13 protein-coding genes and 1 pseudogene are annotated in these 13,964 nt (G+C 67.8%); 11 read left to right on the forward strand and 3 right to left on the reverse strand.

The genetic code is table 11. The features are described from left to right. Positions 1–101: 101 nt before the first annotated feature. Positions 102–1,064, reverse strand: coding sequence for a nitrogen assimilation transcriptional regulator NAC (gene nac / locus ACX5I6_RS06930; RefSeq protein ID WP_461839966.1), 963 nt, complete (start codon positions 1,062–1,064; stop codon positions 102–104). A gap of 393 nt (positions 1,065–1,457) precedes the next feature. Between nac and ACX5I6_RS06935 the strand changes: the two genes are divergently transcribed. From ACX5I6_RS06935 to ACX5I6_RS06980, 10 genes are all read left to right on the forward strand, one after another. After that, positions 1,458–2,243 carry a LamB/YcsF family protein gene (locus ACX5I6_RS06935; RefSeq protein ID WP_307358925.1) on the forward strand — a complete coding sequence of 262 codons (786 nt, stop codon included), beginning with the start codon at positions 1,458–1,460 and terminating at the stop codon, positions 2,241–2,243. A 2-nt stretch (positions 2,244–2,245) separates the two neighbouring features. Beyond that, positions 2,246–2,977: a 5-oxoprolinase subunit B family protein gene (locus ACX5I6_RS06940; protein ID WP_285246875.1), complete on the forward strand. Its 732-nt coding sequence runs from the start codon at positions 2,246–2,248 to the stop codon at positions 2,975–2,977. After that, positions 2,974–3,987, forward strand: coding sequence for a 5-oxoprolinase subunit C family protein (locus ACX5I6_RS06945; RefSeq protein WP_461839967.1), 1,014 nt, complete (start codon positions 2,974–2,976; stop codon positions 3,985–3,987). The genes ACX5I6_RS06940 and ACX5I6_RS06945 overlap by 4 nt, the downstream gene beginning before the upstream one ends. Before the next feature lie 134 nt (positions 3,988–4,121). Next, positions 4,122–4,877, forward strand: a complete 756-nt coding sequence (locus ACX5I6_RS06950) for an SDR family oxidoreductase (protein ID WP_018763292.1) — start codon at positions 4,122–4,124, stop codon at positions 4,875–4,877. A 45-nt stretch (positions 4,878–4,922) separates the two neighbouring features. Beyond that, on the forward strand, positions 4,923–5,864 hold the full coding sequence (locus ACX5I6_RS06955) for a 2-hydroxyacid dehydrogenase (protein WP_461839968.1): 942 nt from the start codon (positions 4,923–4,925) through the stop codon (positions 5,862–5,864). Next, positions 5,861–6,631 (forward strand): SDR family oxidoreductase, encoded by a 771-nt coding sequence (locus ACX5I6_RS06960; RefSeq protein ID WP_461839969.1) that lies wholly within the window; start codon positions 5,861–5,863, stop codon positions 6,629–6,631. The genes ACX5I6_RS06955 and ACX5I6_RS06960 overlap by 4 nt, the downstream gene beginning before the upstream one ends. After that, a complete protein-coding gene (locus ACX5I6_RS06965) occupies positions 6,631–7,722 on the forward strand; it encodes an L-idonate 5-dehydrogenase (RefSeq protein ID WP_461839970.1) in 1,092 nt (363 codons plus the stop codon). The genes ACX5I6_RS06960 and ACX5I6_RS06965 overlap by 1 nt, the downstream gene beginning before the upstream one ends. Beyond that, positions 7,719–8,261, forward strand: coding sequence for a gluconokinase (locus tag ACX5I6_RS06970; protein ID WP_461839971.1), 543 nt, complete (start codon positions 7,719–7,721; stop codon positions 8,259–8,261). Before ACX5I6_RS06965 ends, ACX5I6_RS06970 begins: the two co-directional genes overlap by 4 nt. Positions 8,262–8,334: 73 nt before the next feature. Next, positions 8,335–8,931, forward strand: a complete 597-nt coding sequence (locus ACX5I6_RS06975) for a TetR/AcrR family transcriptional regulator (RefSeq protein WP_461839972.1) — start codon at positions 8,335–8,337, stop codon at positions 8,929–8,931. Beyond that, positions 8,928–9,974 carry a DMT family transporter gene (locus tag ACX5I6_RS06980; protein ID WP_461839973.1) on the forward strand — a complete coding sequence of 349 codons (1,047 nt, stop codon included), beginning with the start codon at positions 8,928–8,930 and terminating at the stop codon, positions 9,972–9,974. The genes ACX5I6_RS06975 and ACX5I6_RS06980 overlap by 4 nt, the downstream gene beginning before the upstream one ends. Here the strand turns inward: ACX5I6_RS06980 and ACX5I6_RS06985 are convergent. Then, on the reverse strand, positions 9,885–10,181 hold the full coding sequence (locus ACX5I6_RS06985; protein WP_461839974.1) for a DUF3040 domain-containing protein: 297 nt from the start codon (positions 10,179–10,181) through the stop codon (positions 9,885–9,887). The genes ACX5I6_RS06980 and ACX5I6_RS06985 overlap by 90 nt on opposite strands. Positions 10,182–10,392: 211 nt before the next feature. Further along, positions 10,393–11,438 (reverse strand): annotated as a pseudogene (locus ACX5I6_RS06990) (aldo/keto reductase). Between the two features lie 285 nt (positions 11,439–11,723). Here ACX5I6_RS06990 and malQ point away from each other — a divergent pair. Further along, positions 11,724–13,940, forward strand: a complete 2,217-nt coding sequence (gene malQ, locus ACX5I6_RS06995; protein WP_461839975.1) for a 4-alpha-glucanotransferase — start codon at positions 11,724–11,726, stop codon at positions 13,938–13,940. Positions 13,941–13,964: the final 24 nt, after the last annotated feature.

Consider the following 13,964-nt stretch of genomic DNA (forward strand, 5'->3'; position numbering starts at 1 on the left):
TGTGCCGGGTAAACGCCGTTGGCGAACCTTTATGGCTTTTATCCTAGGACTCAGCAAAATCTATGGATAAGACTAATGGAGCGTGACCTGATAAGGGCCGCTTATGATGCATCCGCGCCAGCGGAGGGTGTTCCACTGGAAAGCGGCTGGTATTTGCTGCGCAGCATTTCCTGGAGCATTTCCTTCAGTACCAGCAGGACGGCGGAACCGGCCTCGGAGAGCGGTTCGTGGTCCGGAGTGCACAGCGCGATCTTGCACTGCAGTGCAGGTCCGGTGATCCGGAGGACCCGGAAGTCCTCCTCATGGAACAGGGCATCCGCGGCCGACTTGGGCAGGATGGTGGCGCCCAGGTCGCTGCGCAGCAGCCTGGTCAGGGACGGCACCGATTCCACTTCCCCCACCAGATGCAGCGTGAGGCCCTTGCTGTCGAAGCCCGCCTCCACCACCTGGCGGAGGGTGTGGATCCGTTCGGGCAGGAACAGGCCCAGCGTGGCCGCCGCTTCCAGGGTGATGGTGCCGGCCCCGGGATCCACCGGAAGCTCCCGCGCGGCGTTGACCACCAGGTACAGGTCCTCGACGATGAGGGTAGTGAATTGCACACCCCGGATGGGCCCCGGTTCGTAGATGAGGGCCATGTCCAGCCGCCCGTTCTTGATGGCCTCGCTGAGTACGCCGCCGTATATCTCGGTCAGGTGCAGCACGATGTCTGGGTAGCGCCGCCCTACTTCGCGGATAATCCGAGGGGTAAGGCTTGAGGCCATGCTGTAGGGGGCGATTGCTATGGAGACGCGCCCGGAAGGTGCTGCCCCTGAAGCTGCGACATCGATCCTTGCCTGCTCCACTTGGCGCAAGATGGTCTGGGCGTGCCGGTAGAGGGTATGGCCGGCCGCCGTGGGCTCCACGCCCTGCTTGCTCCTGATCAGGAGCCGCTGCTTCAGTTCCGTTTCCAGGGCCGACACCTGCTGGCTCAGCGCCGGCTGGGCGACGTGGAGGGCGGCGGCCGCCTTCGTGATGCTTCCCGAGTCAACGATCTTCACGAAGTACGCCAGCTTCCGGGTGTCCATAGCGCTCCTCTTTTCCAGCCGGGGACGGCACAGCATGCGGGGTCATACGTTGGCGCTATGGCGGGACAGGCAATACGTCTTTGTGTGATCCGAGTCTCGGGCATAGGTTAATTGCAGATGACTTTCCAATGACCAGAGCATTCTATCCCGACCCAAGCCATCGCCGGTTTTGATGCCGGCATATGTTTTGTGCATAAGCAGGGAAATGGTTTGTTGGAAAGGGCCAGTCTTGTCGTCACGAAATAAGGACCGCTTGCGTTTTTAGGTCGCCAATAGCGGCCTCCAAAGGTCATAACTGTTCCCTATAGCGTGATACCGCATTCGTCTTTGTGTGGCTCCAATCCCGATGCCACACTGATTTACACCCGCAGCACCAGCAGAGGAAGGCCCGCAATGCCCACAGTCGATCTCGTAGCGGATCTTGGTGAAGGTTTTGGCGCCTACTCGATCGGCGACGACAACGCCCTCCTGGACATCGTGTCCAGCGCCAACATCGCCTGCGGCTTCCACGCAGGGGACCCTGACATCATGGACGCCACCGTGGCTGAATGTGTCAGGACGGGAGTCGGCATCGGCGCCCATCCGAGCTTCCCGGATCTTCGCGGCTTCGGCCGCCGGGCCATGGACCTCACGGCTGACGAAGTCCGCAACGACGTCATCTACCAGCTGGGTGCCCTGTCGGCGTTTGCCGCCTACCACGGGGGGACCGTCTCCCACCTGGCTCCCCACGGCCGCCTGGGCAACCTGGTGGCCACCCGCGCGGACTACGCCCGAGCCGTAGCCGATGCCGCCGCCCGGGTGGACCCGAAACTGATCATCCTGGCGCAGGACGGTGAACTCGCCACTGCGGCGGCGGAGCGCGGCCTGCGGGTGGCCATCGTTGGCATCGCGGACCGAGCCTACCAGGATGACGGGACTCTGGTGCCGCGCAGCCGGCCCGGCGCCGTGATCCACGACCCCTCCGTCATTGTCCGGCGCACTGTGCGGATGGTGACCGAAGGACTCATCGAAACAGTCTCCGGCAGCGACATCGCCGTCCATGCCGACACGGTGCTGCTCCACGGCGACAATCCGGGCGCCGTCGAACTTGCCCGCCTGGTCCGCAGCGAACTGGTCGCCGCGGGCGTCACCATTGCCCCGTTGGCACAAGTGCTCGCCGCAAAGCAAAAGGTCTCCTGACCATGGCCGCCCCAACGACAACCAGCCGGACAATGCTGGAGATCTACGAGTCGGGCGACGCCGCCCTGCGCGTGGTGGCACAGTCCGGTGACGCAGAAGCCAACTGGGCCACCGTCCACTCCCTGGCCGGCTGGCTGGCGACCGTCGGCGTCGACGGCATCCACGGCGCCGTTCCCACCTACGACTCCGTCCTGGTCGAATTCGACCCCTACCTCACCTCCGCCCGCCAGGTCAGGGCGTTCATCCTCCTGGGGATGCGCCAGCTGGACTTTGTGGGCACCACCCTGCGCGAGCCGCGCCGCTTCGAGGTACCCGTCGTGTACGGCGGCAGCTACGGGCCGGACCTGGAAAGCGTGGCAGAACACCAGGGCCTGGATGTCCAGGACGTGATCGCCCGGCACACGGCCAAGACCTACGTCATCCGCTGCCTCGGAGCGCCGGCAGGCTCGCCCATGATGGACGGACCAGACTTCCCGGTCCCCGTCCCCAGGCTCAAGGACCCGCGGCTGTCCGTACCCGCCGGGGCAGTATCCGTGGCCGGACGCCAAGCCGTGATCGCGCCCGCCGTCGCACCAGGCGGCTGGTGCGTCATCGGCCAGACCCCCCTGACGGTCCTGGACGCAGCACGCGAACCCCTGGTGCCCTACGTCCCCGGCGATGAACTGCGCTTCTACCGCATTCCCCCGGAGGACTTCGGAAAGTACGAGGGGCAGTTCCTGGAGGCCCGGCCATGACCGGGTCACTTATCGTCCTCCAACCTGGACACTCCGTCGTCACCGACCTTGGCCGGACGAAGGGTCCTGCCTTCGGACTTCCCGTCAACGGCGCCCTGGACCAGTTTTCGGCCAAGGCCGCGAACATCCTGGCCGGCAACGGGGACAACGATCCGCTGCTGGAACTCACCGCCCTGGACTTCAGGATGCGCGCCACCACGGACCTGCTGATCGCCGTGACCGGCGCGCCGCTGGACCTCTCTGTGGGCGGCCGCGGCTGCCCCCAGTGGGAGCCCGTCTCCGTCCGGGCCGGCGAAACAGTGACGGTCCGCGGAATCCGCACCGGTCTCCGGGCCTACATCGCCGTCCGCGGTTCCTTCACCGTCCCCACCCTGCTGGGCAGTTGCGCACCGGACACGGTGGTGGGCTTCGGACTGAAACTTGTAGAGGGCACCCGGCTTGCAACGCAAAAGACCACCGCACCGATCACCCAGCCACATTTCGGCCTGCCCCTGTTCCGGTTGGGGCTGGCAAAGCCGGAATTCACAACCCACCCGGTCATCGACGTCACCGACGGGCCGGACGTAGCCGAATTCGGCGACACCGCAGACCTGCTTTTCACCACGCAGTACACCGTGAGCCCCCGAAGCAACCACATCGGACTCCGGCTAGGCGGCGCACTGCCCGAACGCCAGCTCACCTCCGAGGTCCTCTCCCGCGGTGTCCCGGTGGGGGCCATCGAGGTTCCGTCCCGGGACGAACTGCTGGTCCTGCACCGGGGACGCGGCGTTACGGCGGGCTATCCGGTCCTGGGGGTCGTCACGAGCCGCTCCCTGGATGTCCTGGCGCAATCCAGGCCTGGACACACCGTCACCTTCAGAAAGACAACCGTGGCTGAAGCAACAGCCATGCACCGCGCAGCCTGCCTGGACCTGGACAGACTCCGGAACACCGTGAACACGGTCTTCGGACTCCTCGGCGTCGGCGCCGGCCAGCGCTGGCACGAACTCAGCCCGGCGTCAGGAGCCTGAACATCATGAATGCCCGTCCTCCCGCCCGGGACCGCACCCACAAACTGCCGCGCGATCCCTAACCCCTGCCAACCACTACGCCAAGCCCGTTGCCGGACCTAAGAGCCCGCCACTTACCACTTATTGGAGTCCCTGTGCCTTTTTCCGACTACACCACAGCCCTCGTCACCGGAGCGTCCACCGGCATGGGAGCGGCCATCGCCGAACGTCTTGCCAAGCGCGGACTGACCGTGCACGCGGTGGCCCGCAACGAGGAACGCCTCGCCGAACTGGCCGACCGCACGGGAGCAGTCCCGCATGTGGTGGACCTGACCGACACCGCCGCCCTGGCCGGCGTCGTCCGCGACCTCAAGGTGGACGTCCTGGTGAACTGCGCCGGGGTCTCCCGGACCGGCAACATCCTGGACTCCTCCGAGCAGGACATCGACGAACTCATCGACGTCAACCTCCGCGGCCTGCTGCAGCTCACCCGGCTGGTACTGCCCGGCATGGTGGAGCGGGACCTGGGCCACGTGGTCAACATCAGTTCAATCGCCGGGCTCTACAACTTCTACGGCCACACCGCGTACCACGCCACCAAGGCCGCCGTGCACCAGATCTCCCGGCAGTTGCGCAACGACACGGTCGGCAAGCGCATCCGCGTCACCGAAATCTGCCCCGGCCGCGTGGAGACCGAAATCTTCGGCCGCAACCTGGGCGGCAGCCCCGAGGCCATGGAAGAAGCCTGGCAGACCTACTACGAGGGCTACGAATCGCTCACCACGGACGACATCGTCAATGCCCTTGATTACGCCATCGAAACCCCGCGGCACGTGAATGTGGGCATGCTCGAGCTCATGCCCACCTTCCAGGTCCCCGGCGGACTGACCTTCGACCGCCGCGACGCATAACGATCCGCCCGCAGCACCTTCCCACCAACCGATAGGCCTTCAACGATGCAGCACGTGCAAACCGTCAGTTTTCCCGATTCCGAGCTCCTGGCCCAGCTGTCGCCACTTCCGGGCAGCCTCCGCGGGGTGGTGTGGGACATGACGGAAGCACCGGGCGCCCACCTGGGCGGGATCGACGGCGTCATCCTCCCCTACATCGACGCCGGCGCCGTGCTGGGTTCCCTTGGCAGCGTCCCGGACCTGAAGTTCGTGCAAACACAGTCAACAGGGTTCGACGGCGTCCGCGAGGCAGCAGGTCCGGCCGCCGGGGTGGCAAACGCCTCGGGCGTCCATGCAGCTGCCACCGCGGAGCTGGCCGTTGGCCTCATCCTCGCCAAACTGCGCGGCATTGACCAGGCTGTCCGGGACCAGCAGGCCGAACGCTGGAACCCGCAACGCCGCCAGTCGCTGGCCGACCGGAAGGTCCTGCTGCTGGGCATCGGCGGAATCGGGAAGGAGTTGGCCCGCCGCCTGGAGCCCTTCGAAGTCACACTGACCCGGGTGGGAAGCGCCGCCCGTACCGATGCGGATGGTCAGGTCCACGGTCCGGATGAACTCGTAGAGCTCGCCGCCAGCCACGACATCCTGGTCTCCGTCCTTCCCCTCACCGAGGCGAGCCACCACCTGGTGGGAGCCAAGGTCCTGGCCGCCCTGCCGGACGGAGCCTTGGTGGTCAACGTGGGCCGCGGCTCCGTGATCGACACCGACGCCCTCTCGGCTGAAGTGGTGTCCGGCCGCCTGCACTGCGCCATCGACGTCGTCGATCCCGAACCGCTGCCCGCCGGCCACCCGCTCTGGTCCTCGGAGAACGCCCTCATCACTCCGCATGTTGGCGGCAACGCGTCAGCGTTCGAGCCGCGGATCCTCAAACTCCTGAAACGGCAGCTTGAGGCCCTCGCAGCCGGCGAAACCCCGGTCAACCTGGTGCAGCAGGGACCGTTCGCATGAGCTCCCTGTTCGACCTGACCGGTCGGGTTGCGTTGGTGACGGGCTCCAGCCGCGGTATCGGTTCCTCGCTCGCCCGGGCGTTGGCCGACGCTGGTGCCACGGTGGTGCTGAACGGCGTCAACCCGGAGCGGCTCAAGGAAGCCGAAGCCGCGCTCGCCGCCGACTTTCCGGCCGGCCGCATCGCCAGCATCGCGTTTGACGTTACCGACGGTGAGGCGGCAGCCCGCGGTATCGCGTGGATCGAAGAGCATGTGGGTCCGTTGGAGATTCTGGTGAATAATGCCGGGATCCAGCACCGGGTGCCGATGTTGGAGTTGGAGGTGGCGGATTGGGAGCGGGTGATTTCCACGGACCTGACCAGTGCGTTCCTGGTGGGGCGGGAAGCGGCCCGGCACATGATTCCGCGGGGCCGGGGCAAGATCATCAATATTTGTTCGGTGCAGACGGACCTGGCCCGCCCGACGATCGCCCCGTATGTTGCGGCCAAGGGTGGGCTGCGGAACCTGACCCGGGCGATGACGGCCGAGTGGGCCGCTTCCGGTCTGCAGGTGAACGGGATCGCGCCGGGGTATATCCATACGGAGATGACGCAGAACCTGGTGGATGACGAGCAGTTCAATGCCTGGATCCTGGGCCGGACCCCGGCCCATCGCTGGGGCACGCCGGAGGATCTGGCCGGGCCGGTGGTCTGGTTGGCTTCGGACGGGTCGGATTTCGTGAACGGGCAGACCATTTTTATCGACGGTGGAATGACGGTGGTGGTCTGATGCCCGCGAACGCACCTGTCCAGGCAGGGGCCCAGATGCTGCCCGGCTCCGGGCCGGCCGTGGTGGCGCACGCCGCGGGGGACCTCCGGGTCGATGTGGTCCCGCTGGCCCGGCCGGCGGATGACCAGGCCGTGGTTGAGGTGTTGTATGGCGGGATCTGTGGGTCGGACCTGCATTACTGGCTGCACGGCGCGGCCGGGGAGTCCATCCTGAAGGCGCCCTTGGTGCTGGGCCATGAGATTTCCGGTGTGGTGGTCCGCGCCGCGGCCAACGGCCAGGGCCCGCAGCCTGGAACCGCCGTCGCCGTCCACCCCGCCACCCCGGGCCCGGGTGCGGCCCGGTACCCTGTGGACCGGCCCAACCTCTCACCCGGGTGCACGTACCTGGGCAGCGCCGCCCGTAACCCGCACACGGACGGCGCCTTCAGCCGGTACGTGAACCTGCCCGTCCGGATGCTGCGGGCCCTGCCCGAGGGCATCGACCTGCGCACGGCCGCCCTGGTCGAGCCCGCGTCCGTGGCCTGGCACGCGGTCTCCCGGGCCGGGGACGTGGCCGGGAAGACCGCGCTGGTGATCGGCTCCGGCCCCATCGGTGCCCTCGCTGTCGCGGTCCTCAAACGCGCTGGAGCCGCGCACATCACCGCTGTGGACCTCCATCCCAAACCCCTGGAGATCGCCCGGGCCGTCGGCGCGGACCAGGTCATCAACGCCGCAGACACCGAAGCGATCGCCGCCGTGGAGGCCGATGTGGTGATCGAATCCTCCGGCAACCACCACGGCCTGGCCTCCGCCATCCGCGGCGCGGTCCGCGGCGGGACCGTGGTCATGGTGGGGCTGCTGCCCACCGGCATGCAGCCGCTACCCATCTCGCTGGCCATCACCCGCGAACTGGACCTCAAAGGCTCCTTCCGCTTCAACGACGAAATCGACGAGGTCATCGCGGCGCTTGCCGACAGGTCACTGCACATCGACCCCGTCATCACCCACCAATACCCCGTGGAGGACGCCCTGCACGCCTTCGAAATGGCCAAAGACTCCACCAGCTCCGGCAAAGTCCTCCTCAGCTTCGACGGGAAAGGGGAGGGCCGGTGAACGCCCCGTTGCCGCCCCTGGTGGTGATGGGCGTGTCCGGTTCGGGGAAATCCACCATGGGCTCCCTGCTGGGCCTGCGCCTGGACATGCCGTTCTTCGATGGCGACGATTTCCATCCGGCCGCCAACAAGCAGAAAATGGGCGCCGGCATACCGCTCACGGACGCTGACAGGGACCCCTGGCTTGGCACGCTGGGGGAGTTGCTCGCAGGAAAGGCCGACGGCGTCACGACAGTCCCGCCGATCGTCGCCTGCTCAGCGTTGAAGCGCCGGTACCGGGACCTGCTGCGCAGCGCTGCGCCGGATGTTGTGTTTATCCACCTGACCGGAAGCACAGACACCATTGGCGCGCGGATGGAAGCCCGCGCCCATGAGTTCATGCCGCGGACCCTGCTGGAATCCCAGTTCGCAGCCTTGGAGGAACTGGACCAGGATGAGGCCCACGTCCTGGCCGATATCACCGTGCCCCCGGCTTCCTGGTGGAACGGCTGGCCACGGAGCTTCCAAGGCCTGTCCGCACGGGCGGTCCGCACCGCCTGATCCACAAACGGGTATTCCGCGTGGCGATGGCAGTAGGTAGACTGGTCTACCTACTGCCACCGCAAGGAGCCCCATGCCTGTGTCACACGCCTCGGCGACCAGCCGGCGTCCCGCCCGGGAACTGCTGATCAACGCCGCCGCCCGCCTCTTCTACGACCGCGGCGTTGCGGCCACCGGGATCGACACGATCACTGCGGAGGCGGGCGTGGCCAAAAAGAGCCTCTACAACAACTTCACGTCCAAAGCGGACCTCGTGGCCGCCTACCTGGAAGCACGGCATGAGGAGTGGCTGGGCCTTTACCGGACTCGGCTGGAAAAGGCCGGGACCCCGGCGGAGCAGGCACTGGCGGTCTTCGACGCCTACCTGGACCACGCAAATGCCGCCTACCAGCACGGATTCCGCGGCTGCGGGCTGCTGAACGCGGCGGCTGAACTGCCCGCAGGGGACCCCGGGCGGACTGCAGTGCGGCTCCACAAGGAGGAAGTAGAGGAACTCCTGGCCCGGCACGTCACGGCACTGTTGCCCGGGAGGGAGGGGCAAGCGCCCGCCGTTGCCGCCCACTTGGCCTTCCTCCTCGAAGGTGCCATGGCCAGGGCAGGCCTGGAGGGCGGCGACGCGCCGCTGCGGCAAGCCCGGGCCATCGCCGCGCAACTGTTGGACACGCTGTGAACTCCACTCCACGCCGCCCTGCGTTGCCCTGGGGAGCGTTGTCCGTGGTGGCGGCGTCCGTCCTCTGGGGGACCACCGGGACGGCCGCCACCTTCGCACCGGATGTAAGTCCCCTGGCCATCGGCGCGGTGGCCATGGGGGCCGGAGGGTTGCTGCAGGCGCTGTACGCCGCACGGCACATTGCCAGCCGGCCAGCCGGCCTGTTCCGGCGGTGGCGACTGGTGTTGTTGGGGGCGGCAGCGGTGGCTGTCTATCCCTTGGCCTTCTACAGCTCAATGCACCTCTCCGGCGTGGCCGTGGGAACTGTGGTCTCCATCGGCTCGGCCCCCATCGCGGCGGCCCTCATCGAGCGGGCGGCGGACAGGAATCCACTGCGCCGGCGGTGGATTGCCGGGGCAATGCTCGGAGTGGGTGGAGCGGCGCTCCTTTCCTTTGCCGGGCACGGCCCTGCCGGGCCCGCCGCCACGGATTCCTGGACCACCACGGCGGGAGTGGCCCTGGGACTGCTGGCCGGCAGCACGTACGCCCTGTATTCCTGGGCAGCCCACCGCCTGATCGGGGACGGTGTCACACCCAGGGCGGCCATGGGCACGGTCTTTGGCCTGGGCGGGCTCTTCCTGATGCCGGTCCTTGCCCTGACGGGCGGCCCACTCCTGGCCTCCTGGTCCACGGTCGGCGTCGGCGCCTATATGGCGGTGGTGCCGATGTTCGCCGGCTATCTCCTGTTCGGCTGGGGCCTTGCCCGGGTGGGGGCGAGCACGGCCACCGGCATCTCGCTGCTCGAAACGGTGGTTGCCGCCGTACTGGCGGTATTCGTAGTGGGTGAACGGCTTCCGGCGCTCGGCTGGCTTGGCGCCGCCGCGGTCCTGGCCAGCCTGTTCATCCTGGCGCCGCGCACCCGGGCCGTACCAGGGCCGGCAGCGATCCCGGGTCCGCGCTCACCAGCGGCGCCGTCAGGCGGTGGGCTGCCGCCGCGTGCTCCTGTTCAACCCGATGGGGCCCAGCAACAGGCAGGCGCCCAGCCCCAGCAGCAGGATTCCTAGCACCACCGCGCCCGGCGCCGGCAGGCCTGCCCCCGCCAGGATCAACACCAGGCCGATGACCGCCACCGCCAATCCCGGGAGGAGGGCTGTGGGGAAACGGCGCGCTGGATAGCCGGACAGCAGTTCCATGGCCAGATGGGGATCGTCCGCGATCAGCCCCAGTTCCAGCTCCTTGAGCAGGCGTCGCTCCTCATCGGACATTGGCATGGCAGCCCCTGTATTCCCTGGGAGGCGGTTTCGCTATCGACCGTAGAAGTCTTCTACCGCTTAGTCAATAGTTTCCCCGGCGGCCCGCCCTGCCCGCCCCGCCCGCCCCGCCCGCCCCGCCCGCCCGGCCGTCCCGCCCGCCGGCGTCGTTCGACGCCGGGCCGTGACGGTTCTGCCGGAGGCGGACCGTTCTGCCGCGCCCGTGGGCCCGCTACCGGCGTCGTAATTCGGCGAACTCGATGGACGGGACAATTGCCCCGGCGTCCCGCTCCACGAAGTTGGTCCCCGGCGGAACCAGATCGTCGATGGCGTCCAGGACCGTCTCGCCCAACTGGACATCCGCGGCGCGGAGGTATGCCTGGAGGTGTTCCTCGCTGCGCGGGCCGACGATTACGCTGCTGATCGCGGGGTGGGTCAGGGCGAAGCCGACGGCCAGGTCCACCAGGGGCATCTCCAGCTTGTCCGCCAGCCGGGCCAGGGAATCCGCTGCCAGCAGCTTCCGTTCGCTGGAGGGCCCGGAAATGTCGTACCGCCCCGGCAGCGTGTGCACCCGGGTGGGCGGCTTCCCCGAGTCAAGGACGAAGCTGCCGGAAAGCCAGCCGCCCGCCAAGGGTCCGTACGCCAGAACGCCCAGACCGTACTGCTGGGCGATGGGCAGCACGTCGCGTTCGTTGCCGCGGACCAGCATTGAATAGGGAACCTGGTTGCCCAGCGGCGGAATCAGGTGGTTGGTGGTTGCCAGCCACTGCGCTTCGACGACTGCGCCGGGGTAAACACCGACGTGCCGTAGTAGAGGATCTTGCCCTGGCGGATGAGGTCGTTGAGGGTGGTGATGGTTTCCAGGACGTCGGTGTTGTAGTCCGGCCGGTGCGCCTGGTATAGGTCGATGCGGTCCGTCTGCAGCCGGCGGAGGCTGCCCTCGACGGCCTGGGTGATCCAGCGGCGGGAGTTGCCCGAGTGCGCCGGATTGGGGCTCATCTGGCCGTGGAACTTGGTGGCCAGGAAGACGTCATCCCGCCGCCCGCGCAGTGCCCTCCCCACCACCTGTTCGGACTCGCCCTGGGAATAGACATCGGCGGTGTCCACCGCCGTGATGCCGGCATCAAGCGCCGCGTGGATGATGCGGATGGCCTCATCGGCGCCTGTGGGGGCGCCCGGCGGCCCACCGGTTCCTTCGCCAAAGTTCATGGTGCCAAGGGTGAGCGGGCTGATAGGGGTGCCTGACCGTCCGAACACCCGCAGTTCGCTAAGGCTCATCTCCGGTCTCCTCCATATAGTTGCCGCGCCGTGGATCGTCATGACGCTACACAGATTCCGCGGACGGCCGCAGAATTCCGCCTTAGTCCTTCTCTTTTCGTCGCATGGAGTAACCGGAGCGCCGCAGGATGACGTTTTGTGGCGGCCGCCGCCATCCGCGGCCCGGGTTTCGCCCCGGCTGCCCCCTGCAATAATCTGAACCAACGGTTGTGCACTGGGGTGTCAGCTCCCGGGGCAACAGGCAGCACTGTAAGTTCGGGACCATCACAGACGAGGCGGACACCCATGACGGCTTCAGACCAGCACGAACCACGGCCAAACATGCCCGCAGACCCTCCCGCCGCCCAGGCGCCGGTGGATCCGCACCTGCTCCAGCAGTTGGCGGATGCGCACGGGGTGGGCACGTCCTTCCAAGGCTGGGACGGGCTCCCGCACTCCGTGGCCGCGCCAACGCTGATCAAGGTGCTCGCCGCCCTGGGTGTGCAGGCCCATACGAACCAGCACATCGAAGCTGCCCTGGCGGAAGCGGAACTGGCGCCATGGCGGCGGATGCTGCCGCCCGCCGTCGTCATCAAGCAGGGTGAGCCCGCCCAGGTTCCGGTCCATGTCCGGGACGGCGCAACGGCCCGGCTGACGGTCGCCCTCGAAGGCGGCGCAGGCTCACTCGAGGCGGCCCAGGAGGACGTTTGGGTCCAGCCCCGGGACGTCGACGGCATCCCCACCGGACGCGCCACCTTTTCCCTGCCGCCGGATCTCCCGCTGGGCTGGCATACCCTGCACGCCGACTCCGAGGGCGCCACGGCCACCGCCACGCTGGTGGTGACGCCGGCGCGCCTGGACACGGCGGCGCCCCTGATGGAGCGGCGCGGCTGGGGCCTGGCCACGCAGTTGTATTCGGTCCGGTCCAAGCGTTCGTGGGGCATCGGCGATTTCGCGGACCTGGCGGACCTGGCGGCGATCAGTGGCGGGCGCGGCGCCGATTATGTGCTGGTCAATCCCCTGCATGCGGCGGAACCGGTGCCACCCATCCAGCCCTCGCCCTATTCCCCGTCCACGCGGCGGTTCTTCAACCCGCTCTACATCCGTATTGAGGCGGTCCCCGAGCTTGCCTACCTGCGGCCGCGGAAACGGGCGGCGCTGGAAAAGCTGCACGAGGAAGTCGCCGGGCTGAACAGGGACGGGGCCCGGCTGCACCGCGATGCCGTCTACGCGGCGAAGCTCCAGGCGCTGGAAATGCTGTACCACACCCGGCGCTCGCCGGCCCGGCAGGCGGCGTTCGACGAGTTCTGCCATATCTCCGGCAGCGGCCTGGACGACTTTGCCCTCTGGTCCGCCATCAGGGAGGACCTCGCGCCGGACGATCCGCTCTGGACAGACCCGGCCTGCGCCATCGGAACCCGCGAGGCGGAGGCACTGCGGGAGAAATTGGCGGACCGGATCGGTTTCCACCGCTGGCTTCAGTGGATCTGCGACGAACAGTTGGAAGAAGCCCAGCAGGCAGCCTTGCGCTCCGGAATGCGGCTGGGAGTGGTGCACGACCTCGCCGTAGGGGTGGACCACAGCAGTGCCGACGCGTGGACGCTGCGCGGCGTGCTGGCGCCGGCCACCAGCGTGGGCGCACCGCCGGACATGTACAACCAGCAGGGCCAGGATTGGGGCCAGCCGCCATGGCACCCCACCCGGCTTGCCGAAACCGGCTACGAGCCGTTCCGCAACATGCTCGCCACCGTGCTCAGGCACGCCGGCGGCATCCGCGTTGACCACATCCTGGGCCTGTTCCGGTTGTGGTGGATCCCCGCAGGCAACGCGCCGGGGGACGGCGCCTACGTCCGGTACGACCATGAGGCCCTGATCGGCATCCTCGCCCTCGAAGCGCACCGCGCCGGTGCCGTGGTGATCGGGGAAGACCTGGGAACCTTTGAACCGTGGGTGCGTGACTACCTCGCTGCCCGCGGCATCCTGGGCACGTCCATCCTGTGGTTCGAGTACGACGGCGACTCTCCGCTGGCGCCCGAAAAGTACCGTACGCAGGCACTCGCCAGCGTCAACACCCACGACCTCCCGCCCACCGCCGGCTACCTCGCCGGGGACCATGTGGCGTTGCGGAGCCGTCTTGGCCTGCTGGAGCGCTCCGAGGAGGACGAGCGGGCCGAACACAACGCGTCGCTGGAAAAGATGTTCGCCCTGCTGCGCGAACGCGGCTATCTCACCGAGGCGAATGCCACCGGACCGGGCGAACCCGGTGCCGAGGAGAACACCATCGAGGCGCTGCACCTGCTGCTGGCCCAGGCGCCCTCGGTACTGCTCGGCGTGGCCCTGGTGGATGCGGTAGGGGAGCGGCGGGTCCAGAACCAGCCCGGGACCACCGAAGCGCTGTACCCCAACTGGCAGGTGCCTCTGGGCGGCCCCGACGGCAAGCCGGTTTTCCTGGACGACCTCCCGGCCAACAAGAGGTTCAGTTCGCTGCTCGCGGTGGTGGAGGGGGCCCTGCACGGGTCCTGACTGGTCTTCATTGACGAAGGGCCC

The sequence above is a fragment of the Arthrobacter sp. MMS24-T111 genome (genome assembly GCF_054888995.1).